The following is a 22,536-nucleotide window of genomic DNA, read 5'->3' on the forward strand; positions in this document are numbered from 1 at the left end:
ATAATTTATTCACAGACTTAACAACTATAAATAATTGTAATTCAATTAACATATTTGTATTTTGGACGGAGGAAAATATTATGAAAACTATCGCAGTTTTAACAAGCGGCGGCGACGCACCTGGTATGAATGCTGCCATTCGTGCAGTTGTAAGAACAGCGTGTGAAAACGGAATTAAGGTATATGGCGTTGTAAGAGGCTATAACGGTCTTATCAACGGTGATTTTATAGAGATGGACTTGCGTTCGGTATCCGACATTATCAATCGTGGCGGTACAATTCTTTATTCTGCAAGAAGTGCAGAATTCTCAACAGAAGAGGGTATGCGCAAGGCTGTACGCACCTGCCGTGAAAAGGGCATTGAGGGCGTTGTTGTTATCGGCGGTGACGGTTCATTCCGTGGCGCTCGTGACCTCAGCGAAAGAGGAATCCCTTGCGTAGGCGTTCCGGGCACTATCGACAATGATATTGCTTGCTGTGACTACACAATCGGTTACGACACTTGCCTTAACACTATCATGGATATGGTAGACAGAATTCGTGACACCTCAGAATCTCACGACAGATGTGCCGTTATTGAAGTTATGGGCAGACGTGCAGGCTATCTTGCACTCAATGCAGGTATCGCTTGCGGTGCAACATCAATCCTTATTCCTGAGGTTGAGGTTGACATCGAAAAGCATGTTATCGAGAGAATGAGAAAAACTCAAAGAACAGACAAAAAGCACTTCATCATCATTGTTGCAGAGGGTTGCGGAGTTGATGTCCACGAACTTGCAAAGCACATTCAGGATGAAACAGGCGTTGAATCAAGAGCAACTGTTCTCGGCCACACACAGCGTGGCGGTTATCCTACCGTTAAGGACAGAGTTATGGCTACCCGTATGGGCAACTATGCAGTAAAACTTCTTATGAACAATATCGGCAACAGAGTTGTTGCGGCTCAAAAGGAAGATGTTGTTGATTATGATATCTTTGAAGCACTCAATATGACAAAGACTATTGATATGAACCTTTACAATATTGCTCACGAGGTATCAATCTAACATAAAATGTAAAAAGCTCTGCCGTAAGCATTTTTGTTTGCGGCAGTTTTTGTCTTAATTTTCCTGTGGAAAATTGTTCTTTGCTATGATATAATTTCCACAAAGGAGCATATATGCCAGCAACAAAAAAGAAAAAACGAACAAAAACCCGCATTTCCAAAAAGCAAAAGGAAAAGCGAAAAAAGCTGATTGTGTCGGTCACAGCGGTTTTGCTTGCCGTGATTGTGGCGTTGGTGTCAATTTCCGTGTCGCACACGGGCAGAAAGTTGCCAAATCCACTTTTGGGGATAGACAAGGAAGCTGCCTATGGAGTGGATGTTTCGCACCACAACGGCAAAATCAATTGGAAAAAACTGAAAAACGAGGTCGATTTTGTAATTATAAGAGTCGGCTATCGTGGATATGAAAAAGGCAATGTCTGTATCGACAAAAATGCCGAAAAAAACCTAAAAGGCGCAAACAAGGTCGGTATACCTGTCGGAGTGTATTTTTACACCCAGGCGGTCAATGAGGACGAAGCAAGGGAAGAAGCGCAAGCCACCCTTGATGTCATAAAAAAATACGACATTTCTTTGCCTGTTTTTTATGATTTTGAATATCCGTCTTCATCGGGCAAACACACAGGCAGACTCTATTCTGCACAACTTGACAAAAAACAAAATGTAAAGCTCATAAACACTTTTTGCAAAGAAATTGAGGACGCAGGCTATCAAAGCGGACTTTATGCCTCGTCTTTTATGTTCAAAAGCAATTTCAAAATGAGCGAACTTTCAAATTCCGTTTACATATGGGTTGCCGATTATAACGACACCGTGTCTTACAGCGGTGATTACGATTTGTGGCAGTTCAGCGACAAGGGCAAAGTCAGCGGAATTAACAAAAAAACAGACGAAAACTATTGGTACATTAAAAAATAAATCACACTGCGGACAATGTCCGTAAAAAAGGGAGATTAAATGAAAAAATCTATAAAGAAAATTATGTCATTGCTTCTTGCAGGCACAATGCTTGTCACACCGATTACTGCATCGGCGTTTACAGGCGGAAGCATTTTTATGGAAGAAACTTTGAAAAAGGGGAAGTATGTTTATAAAACTTACACCCATCAGGATAGATTTGCAAATATGAAAATTCAGCACGGCATTGATGTTTCGTATCACAACGGCAATCTTGATTGGTCGGCGATTAAAAACGCAGGAGTTGAATTTGCGATTTTGCGTGCGGCTTATCGTGGCTACGGTGACGAGGGTACACTTGTGAGAGACAGCAAATTTGCCAAATATATCAGAAATGCACAGGCTTACGGAATCCCTGTCGGAGCATATATTTATTCGCAGGCGATTACAACCGCAGAAGCTGTGCAGGAGGCTAATTATATTCTTAATATTGTAAGAGGCTACAGCCTTGATATGCCTATTGTTTTTGACTACGAATTTGCAGGAGTAAAGACAGGCAGACTTGATTCCGCTTGGAGAAACGGTGAACTCAATAAAACAAAAATGACCGACATCACACTTGCATTTTGCAACACAATCAAAAGTGCGGGCTATGATGCTATGGTCTATGCAAACAAAACATTCCTCTCAAAAAATATTGACCACGAGGTTATAGAAAATGCAGGCTATGATGTTTGGCTTGCTCATTATGTAAACCAACCATATATAAACAAAGAGCATCCTGAAAAAAGCAAAGAATTTAACTATCAGGGTACAAATTACACAGGCGATTTCAAAATTTGGCAGTACACCTCAACAGGCAGAATTCCGGGAATTGAAGGCAAAAGGTTCGATTGCAACTTTATGTATGGCGGTGATATTTCGTCATCGGTCAGAATTGCGGATATTCCGAATCAAATTTATTCGGGATATAGCTGTACTCCTGAATTGACTGTCAGATATGGCGACAATATTCTCACCGAGGGTCTTGAATACACCGTTTCGTATCAAAACAATTCATCGGTCGGCAAGGCTACCGTAAATGTGCTCGGTGCAGGCATTTATGAGGGTATGCTCAATCTCACAAAGAGCTTTAACATCGTTCCCGACACCGTTAAAAACATTGAACTTTCCGATGTCAAAAACACAAGTGCGGAATTGTCTTGGTCTGCTGTTGACGGTGCAAGCGGATATATTGCTCAAATTCAAAAGAACGGCAAGTGGACAAATCTCGGCACTTATTCCGATTCAAGAACAGTTCTTAACGGTCTTATGCCGGGTTCTGTAAACAATGTTCGCATTGCCGCTTACACAAATGTAAACGGTGTGAACTTTATGGGCGCTTACAGCGAAACGGTTAAGGTTGAAACCGCTGTCGGCGCAGTAAATCTCAAGGTTTCGGCTTATTCAAACAATTCCGTCACCCTCACTTGGAACAAGCAAACTGCCGCAAACGGCTATGAGATTTACAAGTACGATGCTTCGTCAAAGAAGTATGTGCTTTGCAAAAATATCACAAATTCAAATACCAACACTTGCACGGTGACAGGTCTTGCAACAAACAAAAAGTACAGCTTCAAGGCTCGTGCATACCAAATTGATGACAGCGAAAAGACATATTCTCCGTTTGGTGCGGTTGTTTCACAAAGCACTTCAATCGCAAAGCCAAAGTTGAATTCCGCAAAGTCAACTTCAAAGAAAAAGATTAAGGCTTCTTGGACAAAGGTAAGCGGAGCTTCGGGCTATCAGGTTATGTGGTCTACATATAAGAATTTCTCAAAGAATTATAAGACAAAGTCTGTTAAGGCAAAGTATAGCTCAAAAACTGTAACCACCGCTCAGTCAAAGAAAACTTATTATGTTCGTGTCAGAGCATACAAAACCATTTCGGGCAAAAAAGTATATTCTCAATGGAGCAATACCAAAAAGGTAAAAACAAAGTAAGAAATAAAGCGAGCAGGTTAATCCTGTTCGCCTCTTTTCTTTTTGCGTATATTGTGCTATAATTACTATATATGTGATTAGCGAGGAAATGTATGAAAAAAGTAATTTCTGTTTTATTATCGATAATATTTGTTTTTGCGTTTTCGAGTCCTGTTTTTGCAAAGGCGAATTCAACTCTCAATATTTCAAAGGGCGACATCGGTGCGGAGATTTCGCCCACCTTGTACGGCGTCAGCATTGATGACGCTTCATTTGGTGTTGACGGCGGATTGTCGTCAAATATGGTCAACAACAATTCGTTTGAATACAAGGACAATCCCGAATATGCGTGGGAATTCAACGGTGTTTCGCCTGTTGTGTCGAACCAAAACCCTATCAATCAAAACAACCCGACCTATGAAACAATCACGGTTGAATCATCGGGAAAAATGCTCAACAAAGGCTATACAAAACTGTTTGACAAAAAGGGAAATTACAGCTCAAAGGTTGCTGAAAAATCAGGGATGAGCTTCAAAAAAAACACAACATATTATTTTTCGTGCTATCTGCTCAATGTTGATTTTCAGGGCAAAATCGGTGTGTTTCTTGATTCAAAATCAAATAATGCCGACCCTGTTCAGCTTGATATAAACAGCACGAACAAGAATTCGTGGACAAAGGTCAGCGTAAAGGTTAAGTCAACGGCAACCGAAAATGGCGGACTCGGAATCAGCTTCAACGGCACAGGCTCGATTTGTATCGATTATGTCACCCTTGTTCCGGATGACAGCTTCGGTCTTGGAGACGGTGAGTGGAAATATGCTTCTCTCCGTGCGGATATGTTTGAGGCACTCAAAAATTTGAAGCCGTCATTCCTCAAGTTCCCGGGTAATTGTACAGCCGAAAACAATGACGGTTATAATTGGAAAGACACTATCGGCGAGCCGGCGCTTCGCAGGCAGTCGGTCAGCGTGTACAACAACAGTTCAAAGGGCTATTTTGCGAACAATTCAAATATGCTTGGCTATCACGAATATTTTCAGCTTGCAAGGGACTTGAATGCCGTTCCCGTTGCTGTGGTGGGTGCAGGCATTGCGTGTCAGACTAATGGCGAATACGAGGCTTATTCGCAGGCTCTTGACAAAACTTATATGACCGATGAGCAGTGGGAGGCTTACCTCATAAATGAGTGTGGCTTCAAAAAAAGCGAAGTCAAGGCGAGAACGGAGTACATAAATTCTCTCGGAGTGAAAAGCGTTGATGATTTCAACAAGTATGTCAACAGCATTGCGCTCACACCGGGCACTGATGATTTCATCAATTACGCACAGGATGTTCTGGACTTGATTGAATATGCAAACGCCGACAGCACGGCGGGTTATTGGGCTTCTCTTCGAAGTGCAAACGGAAGTGAACAGCCGTTTAATCTCAAATATTTGCAAATCGGCGGTGACAATTACGGCGAAACCTATTGGCGAAATTTTGATGCGTTGAAGAAGATTATCAACGAAAAATATCCCGACATTGTTGTGATTGCTTCAACAGGCTATTCGTCTGACGGAGAGGATTTTGACACCGCTTGGAACAAAATTAATTCGTCATATTCAAGCGGACTTGCAAACGAAAAATATATTGATTCAAAGGCTTATCCGATGTCGCAATATGTTTCGAGATACGACAGCTACAATCAAAGCGGGGCAGGGGTAATCCTTGACGAATACCGCAGTTCGGCATACACCAAGGGCAACGATTTGAAGAACAATAATATGTTCAACGCTTCGCAGGAGGCTTCATTCATCACGGGACTTGAAAAAAACAGCTCGGTTGTCAAAATGGCAAGCTATTCGCCGACTTTTTCAAAAATCGGTGCAAACACCAAAAATCAAAGCCTTGTTTGGTTTGACGGCAATGATTTGGCGTACACGCCAAGCTATTACACACAGCTTATTTTTGCAAACAATGTGGGCAAAAATTATGTCAATTCAACGCTGAACAGCGACAGCGACGGAGTTTTTCAGAGCGTAACCGTTGACGAAACTTCACGCACGCTTTATATAAAACTTGTGAACACTTCAGGCAATCACGAAAAAATCAGCGTCAATTTGAGCGGATTTGATGAGGTTTCTGCGGTGTCACAGCAAAGTGTCGGCAGCGATTTCAAGTCGGCATTCAACAGCACAAAAAAGCAGACCGTAGCACCTCGACAGACAGAACTTGAATTTGAGGACGGCACATTTGAGGCGGAACTTGCACCGTACAGCGCAACCGTCATCAGAGTCGGCTACGAGCAAAACAACGGCAACGGCTTCTATGCCTTGCCAGATAATTTGAACACGGAGGTTAAAGCATTCGTTCCTATGAGTATTCCTGTATTTATCATTATGATTATTGCCCTTTTTGTTGTGGGCAGCGCAGCGGGATATTTTGTGTATTCCAAGTTTGTGCTTAAAGGCAAAAAACCGAATAAGCCGAATAAAAAGAAAAAAGACGACCCAACCGATGAAGAATAATTGAGCCGTTAAGAATACCCCGAAGCATCAGCTTCGGGGTTATATTTTTCTGTGATGATTTTAAGGTTTGTCCGTTATTCCAAGAAGATAATCTGTGCTTACATTATAATATTCTGCAAGTGTCAGAAGATGATGTATAGGCAATTCATTTGCACCACGCTCATATCGAGCATACATTGTTTGTGATGTGTTCAAAATTTCTGCAATTTCCTGTTGCGTTTTGTCGTTGTCCTCTCGCAAATCTCTCATTCGCTTAATATAGTCCATAATATCACCTCGTACTTTTATTATATGTAGTACAAAAGTTTACTATTGACTTTAGTAAATATTTTTACTATAATTTAACTGTAAGAATAAAAATTACTTATAAAAAGAGAGGTAAATGTATGAAAAAGTTAATAAGTGTTTTACTTTCAACAGTGATTATGTTAAGTGCTGTAATGGGTTTGAATTTCACCGTATATGCGGCAGGAATAACTGCGAACGATGCTCAATCAATTAGTTTAAACATTGAATACAGCGGAACTTTACAATCCGGTGAATTAAATGAACAGTTTGATTTTTATTCTTTTGAAATGCCGGAAACCGGAAATGCAACGATAAAAGTAGATTTATTTGATAGTAAATATAATTCATTTTGCTACATTTTTGATTCAAATGGTAATGAAATAGAAAGACTTCATAGTTCCTATAACAAGGCTTTTGATTGTTATAAGATTGATAAAACAGTAGCATTAAAAAGAGGAATGTACTATATTTCAATTTCAAATTACAGCATTGACGGACACCGCTATAATCTTGGTGGTACATATTATTTTTCTGTGAATTACACAGAAAAATTAGGTAAAATACTCAATCTAAAATTAAAGGCACTGAAAAACGCAAAAATAAAGGCAAGATGGGATAGTGTTAATGGTGCAAGTGGATATCAAATTTATTATTCAAAGAATAAGAACTTTAAAAAAGTAATAGCAAAAAAAGTTATAAATAACGGTCGAACCACATCATATATTGGTAAGAAATTTACAAAAGGCAAAACTTACTATGTGAAAATTCGTGCATATAAGAACATAAACGGTCAAAAGGTTTATGGTAAATGGTCAAATATAAAGAGTGTTAAGTGTAAATAAATTTTTGCACAAAAAGCCCCGAAGCTACTGCTTCGGGGTTGTGTAGTTTAATGCTATAATAAACTGTAGGGGCGAACTGTGTTCGCCTGTTTTACCATTCTAAATTATGCAGTTTGCCTTTTTGGACTAATTCGGGGTAATCCCATTGGCGGAGCACCTCATATGTGCCGATTGCCACGGCGTTTGAGAGGTTAAGGCTTCTGATGATGCCCCTCATCGGCATACGCACGCACCAATCGTGGTTTGCTTTGAGCAATTCCTCGGGCAAGCCTTTTGTTTCCTTGCCGAAAACGAGGTAGCAGTTGTTTGGATATTCAACATCCGAGTGTGCTTGCTCGGCTTTGGTGGAAAAATAATAAAATGTTCCGCCCTTGTTTTTCTCAAAAAACTCCTCGGTGCTGTCGTAAAATGTGATGTCGAGCTTGTCCCAATAGTCAAGACCTGCTCTTTTCACCTGCTTGTCGGTGATGTGGAAACCCATAGGCCCTACAAGATGAAGCCTTGCTCCTGTTGCGGCGCAGGTTCTTGCAATGTTGCCTGTGTTCTGCGGAATTTCAGGCTCTATGAGCACGATGTTAAGCGAGTGTTCCATTGATGTAAACCTCTTTTATACTGAAATTTTCATCGGTGACAATCAAATCGGCGCATTTGCCGACTGCGATTGAACCGATATTTTTATCCTCTTTGATAACCTTTGCCGGGTTGATTGTGCAGGATTTGAGCGCTGTTTTGAAATCAATTCCGAATTCAAGCAAATTTTTGAACTCGTCAAAAACATTGGTGATTGAAGCGGCAATTGTGCCGTCCTCAAGTTTTGCCACCTTGTAGCCGTCCTTGACATAGGTCATCTGACCGCCAAGCTCATATTCGCCGATTCCGAGACCCGCACCACGCATTGAATCGCTGATTACGCAGGCTCTGTCCTCGCCCAAAATTTTAAATGTGTTTCGCAAAACGGCAGGGCAGATGTGCTCGCCGTCACAGATGAGCTCCGCCGTGATGTCGCTGTCAAGCACCGTGCCGACAATTCCTGCTTCACGGTGCGTCATAGGGGTCATTGCGTTGTAAAGATGCGTTGCGTGTGCAACACCGCTTGCAATAGCCTCCTTTGTTTGCTGTGCGTTTGCCGAACTGTGACCGACAGAAATCGTCAAATTTTCCTTTTCCTTTGTGATAAAATCCTGCGTGTCGCTTGCTTCGGGAGCAATGGTAATCAGCTTGATTTTGTCGTTGATTGAAAGCAACTCGTCAACCTCTTTTGTGCTTGCCGGACGGATGAATTCTCTGTTTTGTGCGCCTGCCTTTGCTTCGGCAATGTACGGACCTTCAAGGTTTATGCCCGCAAGTTTCGATTTCGGTGCGGTGTATCCGCTTGCCGATTTAACTATTTCTTTCAGCTTTTCGTGCGAAAGAGTCATTGTTGTTCCGCAAAATGAGGTTACACCGTGTTTTGCAAGATATGTGCTGATTGCGTCAATGCTGTCGGTTGTGCCGTCAGAAAAGTCTGCGCCTGCACCGCCGTGAATGTGGATGTCGATAAATCCCGGAAAAATGATGCAGTCGGTCATATCACGAACTTCGTCATTTTCTGCGTCAAAAAATCCGATTTCGGCAATTTTGCCGTTTTCAATTTTTATGTCGCCGAATTCCTTTTCAAATTCTTCGTTGATGAATGTGCAGTTTTTGAGAATCATAATTCTGCCTCCTTGATTATGCGATATGACAACTCCTGGAGCTGTTCAAAATGCTCGTATTTGCTGATTTCGGCACGGAGCTTTGCACCGCCTCGCATACCTTTTGTGTAGTACGCTGCGTGGTGTCGAGCCTCTCGCATAGCTGTGTATTCGCCTTTGTATTCGATTATTTTTTGAATATGCTTTAGCATAACATTCATTTTTTCAATCGTTGACGGCTCCGGAAGAACTCTGCATTCCGAAAGATAAGCGTTGATTCGGGAGAATACCCACGGATTGCCGAGCGCACCTCTGCCAATCATTATTGCATCGGCATTCGTCTTTTCAAGCATAATCGCCGCCGACTGCTCATCTGTTATGTCGCCGTTTGCAATAACGGGGATGTCAAGTGAGTTTTTCACCTCTGCAATGATGTCGTAGTCAACCGTTCCGCTGTACATCTGCTGTCGTGTTCTGCCGTGCACCGCAACAGCGCTTGCCCCTGCTTTTTGTGCAAGAAGTGCCATTTCAACAGCGTTGATGTTGTCGTCATCCCAACCTTTGCGGATTTTGACCGTGACGGGAATGTCCACCGCTTCAACGACCGCCTTTGTGATTTCGTATGCAAGCTGTGGATTTTTCATCAGGCTTGCACCTCCGCCGTTCATGGCAACTTTCGGAGCAGGACAGCCCATATTTATGTCAATTATATTTGGCTTGTATTCAAGGCATTTGACTGCCGCATGAGCCATAATTTCAGGGTCGTCACCAAAAATCTGTGCTCCGCACGGACGCTCATTGCCGATTGTCAACAGCTCTCCGCTTTTTTTGTCGCCCATTGTCAAACCTTTTGACGACACCATTTCCGTCACCGTGTATGCCGCTCCGAATTGTGTGCACAGTTCTCTGAACGCCCTGTCCGCAATTCCTGCCATCGGTGCCAAAAATGCAATATTTGTAAATTCTAAATCGCCGATTTTCATAAATTTTCCAATCCGAATTAATCTCTTAATTCACACTTATTACCTTGATTAATACGCTCATAATATATCATATTAATAATGTAAAATCAAATGAAATCAAAACATTAAATGCGAATTTAAAAATATTTAGCAGTTTTTTACAATTAATAATAAATCTTGCAAAAGGCATTGACATATTTGTAATAATGTGTTACTCTTTTGTTACCTATGAAGATACAAAATGTAGCAAATTGTGTATCCAAAAAAGGAACTACACCATATATTGTGTATTTGTTACGAAAAAGCAATATATTTAGAAGCCTAACAGATTACAAAACGGTAAAAATCGGTGACTTTTTATTCACATTACGTTGGTAATTTGTTATAATTCAATATGTACGATATTATGCATATTGCATAATTGCGACTACATAAATTTGATTTCTACTTTTATTTATATATATTACCTTATGAACGGAGGGAAAATCGTGGATAATTTTGTTATTAACGGCGGACACGAATTGTTCGGAGAAGTTAATATCAGCGGTGCAAAAAATGCCGCAGTTGCTATTATCCCGGCGGCTCTTTTGGCAGAAGATACTGTCAGAATTGAGAACATCCCGCAAATCAGCGATGTTCAGCTGATTATCGAAATTCTCAGCAGAATGGGCGCTGAGATTAAGGTTGTCAACAAAAACACCTTGGATATTAACACTACAAATATTAATTATCAAAGTATACCGTATGAACTTACATCTCATTTCAGAGCAAGCTACTATTTGATTGGTGCAATGCTTGGCAGGTTCAGCAAGGCAGATGTTGCGCTTCCGGGTGGCTGTGATTTTGGTGTAAGACCTATTGACCAGCATGTAAAGGGCTTCAAAATGCTCGGCGCACAGGTTGATATTATTGACGGCGTTGTGTGTGCAAAGGCAGAAAAACTTGTCGGCACACCTATCTATATGGATGTTGTGTCTGTCGGCGCAACCATCAACATTATGCTTGCGGCGGTTAAGGCAAGAGGCCTCACCGTTATTGAAAATGCGGCAAAAGAGCCACATATCGTTGACCTTGCAAACTTCCTCAACTCAATGGGTGCGGATGTAAGGGGCGCAGGCACCGATGTCATCAAAATCCGTGGCGTAGAAAAAATGCACGGTTGCACATATTCAATCATTCCCGACCAAATCGAAGCAGGCACATATATGGTTGCCGCTGCGGCTTGTGGCGGTGATGTGCTTGTTAAGAATGTAATTCCGAAGCACCTTGAATCAATCACAGCGAAGCTTGAAGAAGCAGGCGCAGAAGTTATTGAATATGACGATGCGGTTCGTGTAACAAGATTTAAGTCACTTTCAAAATGCAATGTAAAGACTATGCCTCATCCGGGCTTTCCAACCGATATGCAACCTCAAATGGCGGTGCTTTTGTCTATTGCAAACGGCACAAGCATTTTGTCCGAGAGCGTGTGGGACAATCGTTTTCAGTATGTTCAACAGCTTCTTCGTATGGGTGCGGATATTCAGGTTGACGGCAAGGTGGCTGTTATTGTCGGAGTTCCGAGACTTGACGGCACAACAGTCAGAGCAACCGACCTCCGTGCAGGTGCGGCAATGATTATTGCAGGTTTGGTTGCAGAAGGCGTAACAACCGTTGAGGACACGATTTATGTTGAGCGTGGATACGAGGATGTTGTTGAAAAGTTTTCGGCACTCGGCGCAGACATCAAGCGTGTTGCGGTTAAGGAAGAAAACGCTGTTTCTTCCGCAGGTTAAAACAATATAATCCTCGTCGTTGACGGGGATTTTTTTGAAGTAATGGGGTGCAAAATGGCAAAAGCGTGTCAGCTGTTTTCGGGCAGTAAGGGCAATTCAATATACATATCCTCGGCTTGCGGCAAGTTTCTTGTTGATGCCGGAGTGAGTGCAAAGCGACTTGATGAAAAGCTCCGTTCAATCGGTGTTGAACCTGATGAACTTGACGGAATTTTTGTCACTCACGAGCACACCGACCATATCGGAGGCTTGCGTGTTTTTTCGGCAAAGCATAATTTGCCGGTGTTTGCTCACAAGGATGTGGCAGAAAAAATCAAGGCGAGCGGTTCAATTAAGGATGGCGTGCCGCTTTATAAAATTGATGAAAATATGGAAATCGGCGGAGCGGAAATCGTGCCGTTTGTCAACAGTCACGACAGCGTTGCGTGCGTTGGCTATCGCTTCAATATGAATGGCAGGTCAATCGCCGTGTGTACCGATACGGGATATGTGACCGATGACGCAAGGGAAAAACTCAAGGGCACGGATATGGTGTATCTTGAGTCGAACCACGAGGTTACAATGCTTGAAAACGGTTTTTATCCTTATCAGCTCAAGCAGAGAATTCTGTCGGCAAAAGGGCATCTTTCAAATTTTGCGTGTGGCGAATTTGCAAAGGAACTTATGCAAAACGGCACAACAAGGCTTGTGCTGGCACATTTGAGCAAGGAGAACAACAATCCCGATGTCGCACGCCAAGCAACTCTTTGTGCGTTGAGCGAAGCGGGATTTGAGCAAAATAAGGATTTTCGTCTCGGTGTTTCGGCTGAGGAATGCTTTGAAAGGCCAATAGTTTTATGATTAAAGTGACGGTTATCGCAGTCGGACGACTGAAAGAAAAATATCTCCGTGACGCTTGCGAGGAGTATCTCAAAAGGCTCGGCACATATTCAAAGGTGAGTGTTGTCGAGGTCAATGAGGAGCGTTGCTCCGACAATCCGAGCGAGTCGGAAATAGAAAATGTTAAGCAAAAAGAGGGTCAGCGTATTATCGCAAAAATTCCGAAAGGCTCGTTTGTTGTGCCGATGTGCATTGAGGGCACACAGTTTTCAAGCGAGGATTTTGCAAAGAAAATCGAGGCAACTGCGGTTGCGGGGAACAGCGATATAACCTTTATTATCGGCGGGTCGTTCGGTCTGTCGGATGAGGTCAAGTCGCTTGGCAAATTGAAACTGTCGTTTGGCAAACTTACGCTTCCGCACCAGCTTATGCGTGTTGTTCTTTTGGAGCAAATCTATCGTGCATTTTCGATACTCAACAACAGCAAATATCATAAATAAAACACATATTTCTATAATATAAATTTATGCCTCGGTAAAACTACTACCGAGGTGTTTTTATGAAGAAAATCGGAAAAACATATATTTTTGAATCAGAACCGTTGATTATCGGCTCGGCGGGAGTTGCCGGCAAAAAAGAGGGCGAAGGTCCTCTCGGCGATGATTTCGATATGGTTTTTGAGGACACAACGATGGGACAGGACAGCTTTGAACTTGCTGAAAGTGCAATGCTCCACGATGCGATAATCAGGGCTTTGGCAAGTGCAAATGTTTCGCCAAAGGATGTTGATTTTGTTATGACGGGTGATTTGCTCGACCAATGCACAGGCTCGTGCTTTGCGCTCAAAGATTTGGAAATGCCGTTCATCGGAATGTACGGTGCATGCTCAACGATGGCGCTCACTTTGTGCAATTCGGCAATGCTCGTGTCAGCAGGTACAAACATCTGCGTTGCGGGTGCTTCGAGCCATTTTGCGTCAAGCGAAAGGCAGTTTCGCTATCCGCTTGAATACGGCGGCCAACGACCTCCGACAGCACAATGGACGGTCACGGGCGCAGGTTGTGCGGTTGTGCAAAATCAAAGAAATATCGAACCCGAAAAGTTGCAAAATGCCGTAAAAATTTCTGCTGTTCACATCGGAACGATTACAGATTTGGGCATCAAAGACGCAAACAATATGGGTGCGGCAATGGCACCCGCGGCGGCGAGAACGATAGCGGATTTTTTACACGACACACAGACAAAGCCTGAGGATTACGACCTGATTTTGACGGGTGATTTGGGGCTTACGGGTTCAAAGTTGTTGTTTGAACTTTTGCAAGAGGACAGCGAGCTCGACATCAAAACACAGCACAAAGATTGCGGAACGATGATTTTTGATTTGGCGGAGCAGGATGTCAATTCGGGCGGTTCGGGCTGTGGCTGTTCGGCAAGCGTTGTTTGTTCACACATTATGAAAAATATCAAAAACGGCACGCTCAAAAAAGTGCTGTTTGTCGCAACGGGAGCACTGATGTCGCCGACCTCAACAAAGCAGGGTCAGTCAATTCCGGGTATTGCCCACGCCGTTTTGCTCGAAAAATAAGCAGTTGTCGTTTTTTGAGCAAAAAATTAACGCATCTGCATAATATTTCCGACACGGTTTCGGTTGCTTTTGTTCATTATTTGATAAAAATAACAAATGATATTGTAATTTTATCTTATATAGTGTATAATTTTGTGGAGAAGAGAGATTATGTATATTGCACAAATATTTTTTGGAATTTTGTGCAATATGTTTTGGAGGATATTATGGCTAATGAAAAAATTTGGCTTTCTTCGCCGACCATGCACGGCGAGGAATTAAAATACGTAACCGAAGCTTACGAAACAAATTGGATGTCAACCATCGGTGAAAACATCAACGAGGTTGAGCGTCAAATTTGCGACAAGGTCGGTTGCAAATATGCGATTGCCTTGTCTGCCGGAACAGCGGCTTTGCACCTTGCGGTGAAATTAGCGGGTGTGAAGCACGGTGACAGGGCTTTTTGTTCTGATATGACCTTTGACGCAACGGTAAACCCTGTTGTTTATGAGGGCGGTGTACCTGTGTTCATTGACACAGAATACGACACTTGGAATATGGACCCTGTTGCCCTTGAAAAGGCGTTTGAACTTTATCCTGATGTAAAGGTTGTTGTTGTGGCGCATCTTTACGGCACTCCGGGTAAGATTGATGAAATCAAGGCAATTTGCGACAAGCATGGTGCGGTTATCGTTGAAGATGCCGCCGAGTCGCTTGGTGCTACATACAAAGGACAGCAGACCGGCACATTTGGTTCGTTCAACTGCATAAGTTTTAACGGAAACAAAATCATCACAGGTTCAAGCGGAGGAATGTTGTTGACAGACAGCAAAGAGGCTGCCAACAAGGTTCGCAAGTGGTCAACGCAATCAAGAGAAAATGCACCGTGGTATCAGCACGAGGAACTTGGATATAATTACAGAATGTCGAATGTAATTGCAGGTGTTGTTCGTGGCCAAATTCCGTATCTTGAAGAGCATATTGCACAGAAAAAGGCAATATATATGCGATATAAGGAAGCGTTCAAGGACTTGCCTGTTAAGATGAATCCTTATGACGAGAAAAACAGCGAACCGAATTTTTGGCTGTCTTGTATGATTATTGACGAGGACGCAATGTGCAAGCAAGTTCGCAGCGAGCGAGATTATTGCTATGTCAGCGAGAGCGGCAAAACTTGCCCTCACGAAATTCTTGACGAACTTGCAAAGATTAATGCAGAGGGCAGACCGATTTGGAAGCCGATGCATATGCAACCGATTTACAGAATGAACGGTTTTGTCACAAAAGACGGCAACGGCAGAGCGAGAACAAATGCGTATATTGCAGGCGAAGCAAATGATGTGGGAATGGACATTTTCAGCAGAGGTCTTTGCTTGCCGAGCGATAACAAAATGACTCCCGAACAGCAGGATAGAATTATTGAAGTGATTAAGAAATGTTTTGAGTAAGCGGACGGTGAACTATGATTTATAAGTACATAAAGCGAATTCTTGATATAATTTCGTCGTTGCTTGCAATCATTGTTTTGTCACCATTGCTTGCGGTCACAGCTGTTCTTGTAAAAACAAAACTCGGAAGTCCTGTTTTGTTCAGGCAGGAAAGACCGGGCAAGGATGAAAAAATATTCACTTTGATGAAGTTCCGCACTATGACCGATGAGCGTGACGAAAACGGCGAATTGTTGCCTGATGAAGTTCGTTTGACCAAGTTTGGTAAGTTCCTGCGTTCAACAAGCATAGACGAATTGCCGGAACTGTTCAACATACTAAAAGGCGATATGTCGGTTATCGGACCGAGACCGCTTCTTGTGGAGTACATACCGAGATACAACGAGCATCAGCACAGACGGCACGAGGTTAGACCGGGTTTGAGCGGTTGGGCTCAAGTAAACGGCAGAAATACTGTTTCTTGGGAAGATAAGTTCGATATGGATGTTCACTATGTTGACAATTATAGTTTTGCAATGGATGTCAAAATTCTCTTTATGACGGTTTTAAATGTCCTCAAAAAAGAGGGCATTAGTTCGGAAACAAGTGCAACAATGGAAGTGTTTATGGGAACACCGGGAAGGGAAATTTCTAATTCTTAATTTATAGAAATATCAAATCAAGAAGGGCAATTTTATGAAAATATTATTTACTAGTATCGGAAGAAGAGTAGAATTAATACAAGCCTTTAAATTAGCTTCAGAAAATTTGGATATTGATTTAGAAATTCACGGTTCAGATATATCACAAAGTGCACCTGCTCTTATGTTTTGTGATAAAACAGTAATAACACCAAGAATTAAAGATAATAAATATATTCCGTTTTTACAAGAATATTGCTCTAAAAATGATATTGATGCTCTCATTCCTACTATTGATACTGATTTAATGTTGTTATCTCAAAACAAAAAGAATTTTGGCAAAACAAAAGTGATAATAAGTGCAGAAGATAAAGTGATGTTGTGCAGAGACAAAAGATATACTGCTGATTATTTTAATTCACTAGGTTTAGAAAGTCCTTATCCGATAGATGAATGGACCAAGTATAATGGAGGTTATCCTGCATTTATAAAGCCTAAAGACGGAAGTTCGAGTATATCCGCTTTCAAAGTTGAAAATGAAAAAGAATTAGAGTTATTTGCAGAGCAGGTTCCGGATTATATTATTCAGCCCTATATTTCTGGAACAGAGTATACAGTAGACATATTTTGTGATTTTGATGGAAATCCGATATTTATCACTCCGAGAATACGTCTTGCTGTGAGAGCTGGTGAAGTGCTGAAAACTGAAATCGTTCAGGATCACATTATAATTGAAGAAATAAAGAGATTGATTGCCGATTATAAGCCGTGTGGTCAAATAACAGTGCAATTAATAAGACAAAATATAACAAAAAAGGATTATTATATTGAAATAAATCCACGATTTGGTGGAGGTGCGCCTCTTTCGATTAAAGCCGGTGCAGATAGTGCAAAAGCTTTATTAGAATTGTTAAATGGAAAAAAACTAGAATATGTGAGTCTTGCAGCAGAGGACGGTGCTGTTTTTAGTAGATTTGACCAAAGTATAAAGGTGAATTAATGATAGAAATAGCAAACATTCTTGAAGTTGAAAAAAATATTGCAGATGTTGAAGCAGTAATATTTGACTTGGATGACACTTTATATAGCGAAAAAGATTATGTACGAAGTGGATATAAAAAAATAAGTGAGTATTTACAAAATCCACAAATTGAACTTGACTTATGGGACTCTTTTGTTAAAGGAGAAAAAGCAATAGATGTTGTCTTTAATAAATATGGAATTATAGAAAAAAAAGAAATTGCACTTTCTATATATAGAAACCAGAAACCGGAAATTAAACTGTATGATGGTGTATGTGAAATGATTAGCCGAATACGAAAAAAGAAAAAAATTGGAATTATTACAGATGGAAGACCAGTTAGCCAGTATGCCAAAATTGCAGCTTTAGGAATAGAAGCTGATAAAATTGTGGTTACGGATGAGTTAGGCGGAATAGAATTTAGAAAGCCAAACAAAAAGGCTTTTGTAATAATGCAAGAGTGTTTTGAAGTTCCGTTTGAAAAAATGGTATACATAGGTGATAACATTTTAAAAGATTTTGTTGCACCAACAAATTTGGGAATGAAGTCGATATATTTTAGAAATGTAAATGGTTTATATTATTTTAGTTAGGAGTTATTTATGAATATAATGATTGCTGTTACTAATATGACTGCAGCTAACGGGGGGTTACAACACACATTATTGATTTATGCAGGAAATTATTAAACAGAGGTATTTATTATCTGATAAAAAGACTGTGATTATCAAAATAAGATTGGTGAGTTATAACAAAACCCAAATTTTAAGTTTGAAACAGTGGCTTTGTCAGGAATAGTTAAAGTAGGAAAATCAACACATATCGGAGCAGGTTCTTGCACAAAACAGGTGCTGAATATTGCATCGGATTGTGTGTTTGGAGCCGGTTCGGTGATAGTGAAAGATATAACTGAAAGCGGTACATATGCAGGCGTGCCTGTAAGGAAGATTAAATGATAATTTTAGTAATTGCAAATAACGACATTGGTCTTTATAAGTTTAGAAAAGAATTACTACAAAAGCTAATTGATGATGGTAACGAAGTTTATATTTCATTACCAAATGGCAATTTGGTACAACCTATGGTAGATATGGGATGTAAATTTATTGATACGGCTGTTGATAGACGAGGTATCAATCCTGTTACAGATTTAAAACTTTTCTTAAATTATTGGAAAATGATTGGTAAAGTTAAACCGGATTTTATCATTACATATACTATTAAGCCAAATGTATATGCAGGCATTGTTTCTGCAATCAAGCATAAAAAATATGCAATTAACATTACAGGGCTTGGAACAGCTTTCCAAAAGCAAGGCTTGTTTTTGAAATTGATTGTTATGTTGTACAAGTTTGCTTGTAAGAAAGCACACACAGTCATTTTTGAAAATTGTGAGAATATGAAATTGTTTCTTGATTATGGAATTGTGAAAGAGGAGCAATGCTTACTCAATGCAGGTGCCGGTGTTAATTTAGAGGAATATCCATTTGAAGAATATCCACCGACAGATAAAACAAGATTTCTTTTTATTGGCAGAATAATGCAAGAAAAAGGAATTGACGAGCTGTTTGATGTGGCAAAGAGAATTAAGCATGAATACAATAATGTTGAGTTTGATGTTGTTGGTATGTATGAAGATAACTATGAAGAAATAGTAAATAGGCTTGTTGATGATGGAATTATTAATTTCTATGGGTATCAACAGGATGTTAAGCCGTTCGTCAAACAATCGCATTGCTTTGTTCTTCCGTCATGGCATGAGGGGATGGCAAATACAAATCTTGAATGTGGGGCAATGGGCAGACCTATTATCACAAGCAATATTCATGGTTGTTTGGAGGCTGTTGTTGATGGCAAAACCGGTTATCTTGTTGAAAAGAAAAATGTAAATGATTTGTATGAAAAAATAAAGCGTTTCATTGAATTGCCATATGATGAAAAGGTCAAAATGGGACAAGCCTCGCGTGATCATATTGCCGAGGTGTTTGATAAGAAAAAAGTTGTAGAGAATACTGTTGAAAGATTGTTTTAGAATTATGGATAATAAATTAGTTAGCATTATAATGGGTGCGTATAATGAAGAAAAAACAATAGCTAAGTGTATAGAGTCAATTCTTGCACAGACATATAAAAATTGGGAATTTATAATTTGTGATGATTGCTCAACCGATAAAACAAATGAAATTGTTGGTGAGTATGCAGAAAAAGATTCACGAATTAAATTAATAAAGAACAAAACAAACTCAAAGTTAGCGGTATCGCTTAATAATTGCTTAGCAGTTGCAAAAGGCGAGTATGTTGCACGTATTGATGCTGATGATATTGCTTTACCGGAAAGATTAGAAATACAAGTTAATTTTTTAAACCAACATTATGAATTTGCAGTTGTAGGTAGTGCAGTGAAAGTCTTTGATGGAGAAAAAGTATTGTTTGAGCGTTTTAGTAAAACCGAACCGACCAAAGAAGATGTCTTGCACGGTCCGACTTTTATGCATCCTACTATTATGATGCGTAAGAGAGTATATGATGATTTGGGAGGTTATACTGTATCTCAAAGAACTATGAGGGGGCAAGATTGGGATTTGTGGTTTAGATTTTATGCAAAAGGGTATACAGGTTATAATCTTAGCGAGGCTTTACTCCTTTATCATGAAAGTCCGGAAGATTATAAAAAAAGAACTTTAAAAACCGCAAAGGGATATACAAAAACTGCTTTAAATGGATATAAACTCTTGGGTGTTTCCAAGATAAAGTATATATTTGCATTTAAACCTATGATTTCGGCTTTGACACCTGAATATTTAAAAAGAAGATTAAGAAAAGAAATTTAATTGAGTTAGGATTAATTGATGAGTAGCCTTTTGATTTACATATCTGTTTTCACGGTTTCTTCAATGATGATATCAATATATAGTGAAAAACGGAGAATGTTTGATTTATTTAGTTTAATAGGGTTAAGTGCACTTGTATTATTTGCGGCAGGGCGATATTTTGTAGGAACAGATTTTGTGACATATTGTGCAATATTTGAACGATATGCTAAAACACAATGGAGTAAACTTTTTGATTCTGTTTCAAGTGAATATCTTTTTGCCTTTATTGCGAAAATCACATATGCAAAAGGAGGACATGCACTAACATATGGCACTTTTGCATTTCTTTTTCTCGTACCGGTTTACTGTACATTAAAAAAGCAATATAATGATATTTCATTGGTTACGGCAATGATTATATTTTGCTTTTCTGCTTATGCTTCGGCATTCAATGTTACTCGTGAATATATTGCTGTAGCTATTGTTTTTTATTCTTTAAAATATGTATTTAACAATCGTTTTATAAGTTTTGTGTTATGTATACTTGTTGCAACACTTTTTCATAAATCGGCATTTATAGCTTTAATTTTGTGGATATTATGGAATCATAAGTATAATATTACCATTAAAGGATTTGGAAAAGCCGTAGTTATTTTGGTAACGGTTATATTTGTGTTTTATTATCAAGATTTAATTAAACTAATGTTTGGTGCTTCAGAAGTCTTCTCTGATTATTTAGGTTATGCAGATGAAGGAAAAGCAGGACTAAACAGGGACTTTTATTTGTTGTTATTTGAAACGGCGTTTATTTTGCTGTTTTATAAGATTTTGGCAAAGGACAGATATTATGATGAGAGAATAGATTATATGATCCTGCTTTCAGTTATCGCTTTGCTTATAAGCATAACAGGTTTCTTTCATCCGCAAGTTAAGCGAATAGCATATTTCTTTTCTATGCCTGCAAATTTGGTTTTGTTTGGATATATTCCAAAATATTCAAATAAAAAGTATGCATGGCTAATTCAATTGCTAATAATTGTTTATTTTGTATTAAAATTTATTTTAACATCTTATATTTTGGATCAAGGCGATTTGATTCCTTATGAATTTGATTTGACAAGCAATTATGCCGATGATCCGAGAAATTATTATGTTTTTGGGTAATGGTAATTTAAATGAAGAAAATTTTATTTTTTATAAATTCGCTTGATGGCGGAGGAGCGGAAAAGGTTCTTGTAAATCTTGTAAATAATCTTGACAAGGTAAAATATGATGTTACGGTGCAAACAATGTTTGATGTCGGAATAAATAAACGTTTTCTCGCTGATGATATACAGTATAAATATGTGTTTAAAAAGCCGTTTAGAGGAAATACTCAGCTTTTTAAATTATTCAGTTCAAAGCATTTATATAAAAAGATGATTAAAGAACAATATGATGTTGTTGTGTCTTTCTTTCAATCTCCCGTTACAAGAATTGTTGCAGGTTGTCCTAATAAAGATACAAAGATAGTGCAATGGATTCATAATGAATTCCATTCAAAGAATAAAATTGCGCATTGTTATAGAAACATAAATGAATGTATAGAACTGCAAAAAAAATATAATGCAACTGTTTATGTTTCTGAAACAGTAAAAGATATTTATTTGTCTACTTTCCCTGAAATTAAAAAAAATGATTATGTTTTGTATAATGTTATTGAGTCTGAAAAAATAGACAAGCTGTCTAAAGAATTAATAGATGAAAAAAATCTTTATAATGCTGAAATAACATTGATTAGTGTCGGCCGTTTAGTTCAACAAAAATCATTTGATAGATTATTATCAATAATTAAAAAATTGAAAGACAATGGTAAAGATGTTCATTTGTTGTTATTAGGAACAGGTTATCTTGAAGATAAACTAAAAAAGCAAGCAACTGAATTAAGTTTAAACGATAATGTTACTTTTTTAGGTTATAAAGAGAATCCCTATAAATATGTAAAAAATGCAGATTTGTTTGTTTGTTCTTCGCTTCATGAAGGATTTAGTACGGCTGTGACAGAATCTTTGATTGTTGGAACGCCGGTTATTACAACTTTGTGTTCTGGCATGAAGGAATTATTAGGTGACAATGAGTATGGAGTTATAACAGAGAATGATGAAGACGCTTTGTTTGAGGGATTATTGGATTTGATTGAAAAAAAAGAAAAAATAAATTTTTATAGAAAAAAAGCTTTGGAAAGAGCTAAAAAATTTAATAAGTTAGAAACAATAAATAAAGTTGAAAATTTTTTTGATAATTTATAAATAAGGAGA

At 39.3% G+C, this 22,536-nt stretch carries 22 protein-coding genes; 18 read left to right on the forward strand and 4 right to left on the reverse strand.

From position 1 onward, the window contains the following. Positions 1-80 precede the first annotated feature (80 nt). The 4 genes from pfkA (at position 81) to Q0E03_RS06940 (ending at position 6,414) form a co-directional block, all read left to right on the forward strand. A complete protein-coding gene (pfkA, locus tag Q0E03_RS06925; protein ID WP_297130876.1) occupies positions 81-1,046 on the forward strand; it encodes a 6-phosphofructokinase in 966 nt (321 codons plus the stop codon). Between the two features lie 113 nt (positions 1,047-1,159). Next, positions 1,160-1,963, forward strand: a complete 804-nt coding sequence (locus Q0E03_RS06930) for a glycoside hydrolase family 25 protein (protein ID WP_297130880.1) — start codon at positions 1,160-1,162, stop codon at positions 1,961-1,963. Positions 1,964-2,002: 39 nt separating this feature from the next. Further along, a complete protein-coding gene (locus tag Q0E03_RS06935; RefSeq protein WP_297130883.1) occupies positions 2,003-3,925 on the forward strand; it encodes a GH25 family lysozyme in 1,923 nt (640 codons plus the stop codon). A 92-nt stretch (positions 3,926-4,017) separates the two neighbouring features. Continuing rightward, positions 4,018-6,414 (forward strand): alpha-L-arabinofuranosidase C-terminal domain-containing protein, encoded by a 2,397-nt coding sequence (locus Q0E03_RS06940; protein WP_297130886.1) that lies wholly within the window; start codon positions 4,018-4,020, stop codon positions 6,412-6,414. Between the two features lie 60 nt (positions 6,415-6,474). On the opposite strand, the gene Q0E03_RS06945 is transcribed toward Q0E03_RS06940, so the two are convergent. Next, positions 6,475-6,681: a helix-turn-helix domain-containing protein gene (locus tag Q0E03_RS06945; RefSeq protein ID WP_297130889.1), complete on the reverse strand. Its 207-nt coding sequence runs from the start codon at positions 6,679-6,681 to the stop codon at positions 6,475-6,477. A 119-nt stretch (positions 6,682-6,800) separates the two neighbouring features. On the opposite strand from Q0E03_RS06945, the gene Q0E03_RS06950 reads away from it, so the two are divergent. Next, positions 6,801-7,544, forward strand: a complete 744-nt coding sequence (locus Q0E03_RS06950; protein ID WP_297130891.1) for a fibronectin type III domain-containing protein — start codon at positions 6,801-6,803, stop codon at positions 7,542-7,544. 91 nt (positions 7,545-7,635) lie between these two features. On the opposite strand, the gene trmL is transcribed toward Q0E03_RS06950, so the two are convergent. From trmL to dusB, 3 genes are read right to left on the reverse strand one after another with little or no spacing between them, the layout of a single operon-like run. After that, positions 7,636-8,136: a tRNA (uridine(34)/cytosine(34)/5-carboxymethylaminomethyluridine(34)-2'-O)-methyltransferase TrmL gene (trmL, locus tag Q0E03_RS06955; protein WP_078767947.1), complete on the reverse strand. Its 501-nt coding sequence runs from the start codon at positions 8,134-8,136 to the stop codon at positions 7,636-7,638. After that, complete coding sequence (gene nagA, locus Q0E03_RS06960; RefSeq protein WP_297130894.1) at positions 8,120-9,238, reverse strand: N-acetylglucosamine-6-phosphate deacetylase; 1,119 nt, start codon at positions 9,236-9,238, stop codon at positions 8,120-8,122. The genes trmL and nagA overlap by 17 nt, the downstream gene beginning before the upstream one ends. Next, positions 9,235-10,200, reverse strand: coding sequence for a tRNA dihydrouridine synthase DusB (gene dusB, locus Q0E03_RS06965; protein WP_297130897.1), 966 nt, complete (start codon positions 10,198-10,200; stop codon positions 9,235-9,237). The genes nagA and dusB overlap by 4 nt, the downstream gene beginning before the upstream one ends. 467 nt (positions 10,201-10,667) lie before the next feature. Here dusB and Q0E03_RS06970 point away from each other — a divergent pair, with 467 nt between their 5' ends. From Q0E03_RS06970 to Q0E03_RS07030, 13 genes are all read left to right on the forward strand, one after another. After that, positions 10,668-11,954: a UDP-N-acetylglucosamine 1-carboxyvinyltransferase gene (locus Q0E03_RS06970; RefSeq protein WP_297130900.1), complete on the forward strand. Its 1,287-nt coding sequence runs from the start codon at positions 10,668-10,670 to the stop codon at positions 11,952-11,954. Positions 11,955-12,008: 54 nt separating this feature from the next. Next, positions 12,009-12,794: an MBL fold metallo-hydrolase gene (locus Q0E03_RS06975; protein ID WP_297130904.1), complete on the forward strand. Its 786-nt coding sequence runs from the start codon at positions 12,009-12,011 to the stop codon at positions 12,792-12,794. Next, positions 12,794-13,273: a 23S rRNA (pseudouridine(1915)-N(3))-methyltransferase RlmH gene (gene rlmH, locus Q0E03_RS06980; protein WP_294836505.1), complete on the forward strand. Its 480-nt coding sequence runs from the start codon at positions 12,794-12,796 to the stop codon at positions 13,271-13,273. Before Q0E03_RS06975 ends, rlmH begins: the two co-directional genes overlap by 1 nt. Positions 13,274-13,332: 59 nt before the next feature. Next, positions 13,333-14,358 (forward strand): stage V sporulation protein AD, encoded by a 1,026-nt coding sequence (spoVAD, locus tag Q0E03_RS06985; RefSeq protein WP_297130907.1) that lies wholly within the window; start codon positions 13,333-13,335, stop codon positions 14,356-14,358. A gap of 206 nt (positions 14,359-14,564) precedes the next feature. Next, positions 14,565-15,785 (forward strand): DegT/DnrJ/EryC1/StrS aminotransferase family protein, encoded by a 1,221-nt coding sequence (locus tag Q0E03_RS06990; RefSeq protein ID WP_297130910.1) that lies wholly within the window; start codon positions 14,565-14,567, stop codon positions 15,783-15,785. A gap of 14 nt (positions 15,786-15,799) precedes the next feature. Beyond that, positions 15,800-16,426 (forward strand): sugar transferase, encoded by a 627-nt coding sequence (locus tag Q0E03_RS06995; RefSeq protein ID WP_297130912.1) that lies wholly within the window; start codon positions 15,800-15,802, stop codon positions 16,424-16,426. Between the two features lie 34 nt (positions 16,427-16,460). Continuing rightward, positions 16,461-17,405 (forward strand): ATP-grasp domain-containing protein, encoded by a 945-nt coding sequence (locus Q0E03_RS07000; protein ID WP_297130914.1) that lies wholly within the window; start codon positions 16,461-16,463, stop codon positions 17,403-17,405. Continuing rightward, positions 17,405-18,019: an HAD family hydrolase gene (locus Q0E03_RS07005; protein ID WP_297130917.1), complete on the forward strand. Its 615-nt coding sequence runs from the start codon at positions 17,405-17,407 to the stop codon at positions 18,017-18,019. The genes Q0E03_RS07000 and Q0E03_RS07005 overlap by 1 nt, the downstream gene beginning before the upstream one ends. Before the next feature lie 192 nt (positions 18,020-18,211). Next, positions 18,212-18,382 carry a hypothetical protein gene (locus tag Q0E03_RS07010; RefSeq protein WP_297130919.1) on the forward strand — a complete coding sequence of 57 codons (171 nt, stop codon included), beginning with the start codon at positions 18,212-18,214 and terminating at the stop codon, positions 18,380-18,382. Further along, on the forward strand, positions 18,379-19,458 hold the full coding sequence (locus tag Q0E03_RS07015) for a glycosyltransferase family 4 protein (protein ID WP_297130922.1): 1,080 nt from the start codon (positions 18,379-18,381) through the stop codon (positions 19,456-19,458). Before Q0E03_RS07010 ends, Q0E03_RS07015 begins: the two co-directional genes overlap by 4 nt. A gap of 4 nt (positions 19,459-19,462) precedes the next feature. Next, complete coding sequence (locus Q0E03_RS07020; RefSeq protein WP_297130926.1) at positions 19,463-20,257, forward strand: glycosyltransferase family 2 protein; 795 nt, start codon at positions 19,463-19,465, stop codon at positions 20,255-20,257. A gap of 96 nt (positions 20,258-20,353) precedes the next feature. Continuing rightward, positions 20,354-21,403, forward strand: coding sequence for an EpsG family protein (locus Q0E03_RS07025; RefSeq protein ID WP_297130928.1), 1,050 nt, complete (start codon positions 20,354-20,356; stop codon positions 21,401-21,403). A gap of 11 nt (positions 21,404-21,414) precedes the next feature. Then, positions 21,415-22,527, forward strand: coding sequence for a glycosyltransferase (locus tag Q0E03_RS07030; protein WP_297130931.1), 1,113 nt, complete (start codon positions 21,415-21,417; stop codon positions 22,525-22,527). Positions 22,528-22,536 lie beyond the last annotated feature (9 nt).

Origin of the sequence: uncultured Eubacterium sp. (genome assembly GCF_934525195.1) — a bacterium.
Taxonomy (GTDB): Bacteria; Bacillota; Clostridia; order Oscillospirales; family Acutalibacteraceae; genus Eubacterium_R.

Coding starts and splice junctions, on each gene's coding strand:
- pfkA (WP_297130876.1), top strand. CDS start 81: ATGAAAACTATCGCAGTTTTAACAAGCGGCGGCGACGCACCTGGTATG.
- Q0E03_RS06930 (WP_297130880.1), top strand. CDS start 1,160: ATGCCAGCAACAAAAAAGAAAAAACGAACAAAAACCCGCATTTCCAAA.
- Q0E03_RS06935 (WP_297130883.1), top strand. CDS start 2,003: ATGAAAAAATCTATAAAGAAAATTATGTCATTGCTTCTTGCAGGCACA.
- Q0E03_RS06940 (WP_297130886.1), top strand. CDS start 4,018: ATGAAAAAAGTAATTTCTGTTTTATTATCGATAATATTTGTTTTTGCG.
- Q0E03_RS06945 (WP_297130889.1), bottom strand. CDS start 6,681: ATGGACTATATTAAGCGAATGAGAGATTTGCGAGAGGACAACGACAAA.
- Q0E03_RS06950 (WP_297130891.1), top strand. CDS start 6,801: ATGAAAAAGTTAATAAGTGTTTTACTTTCAACAGTGATTATGTTAAGT.
- trmL (WP_078767947.1), bottom strand. CDS start 8,136: ATGGAACACTCGCTTAACATCGTGCTCATAGAGCCTGAAATTCCGCAG.
- nagA (WP_297130894.1), bottom strand. CDS start 9,238: ATGATTCTCAAAAACTGCACATTCATCAACGAAGAATTTGAAAAGGAA.
- dusB (WP_297130897.1), bottom strand. CDS start 10,200: ATGAAAATCGGCGATTTAGAATTTACAAATATTGCATTTTTGGCACCG.
- Q0E03_RS06975 (WP_297130904.1), top strand. CDS start 12,009: ATGGCAAAAGCGTGTCAGCTGTTTTCGGGCAGTAAGGGCAATTCAATA.
- spoVAD (WP_297130907.1), top strand. CDS start 13,333: ATGAAGAAAATCGGAAAAACATATATTTTTGAATCAGAACCGTTGATT.
- Q0E03_RS06990 (WP_297130910.1), top strand. CDS start 14,565: ATGGCTAATGAAAAAATTTGGCTTTCTTCGCCGACCATGCACGGCGAG.
- Q0E03_RS06995 (WP_297130912.1), top strand. CDS start 15,800: ATGATTTATAAGTACATAAAGCGAATTCTTGATATAATTTCGTCGTTG.
- Q0E03_RS07000 (WP_297130914.1), top strand. CDS start 16,461: ATGAAAATATTATTTACTAGTATCGGAAGAAGAGTAGAATTAATACAA.
- Q0E03_RS07005 (WP_297130917.1), top strand. CDS start 17,405: ATGATAGAAATAGCAAACATTCTTGAAGTTGAAAAAAATATTGCAGAT.
- Q0E03_RS07015 (WP_297130922.1), top strand. CDS start 18,379: ATGATAATTTTAGTAATTGCAAATAACGACATTGGTCTTTATAAGTTT.
- Q0E03_RS07020 (WP_297130926.1), top strand. CDS start 19,463: ATGGATAATAAATTAGTTAGCATTATAATGGGTGCGTATAATGAAGAA.
- Q0E03_RS07025 (WP_297130928.1), top strand. CDS start 20,354: ATGTTTGATTTATTTAGTTTAATAGGGTTAAGTGCACTTGTATTATTT.
- Q0E03_RS07030 (WP_297130931.1), top strand. CDS start 21,415: ATGAAGAAAATTTTATTTTTTATAAATTCGCTTGATGGCGGAGGAGCG.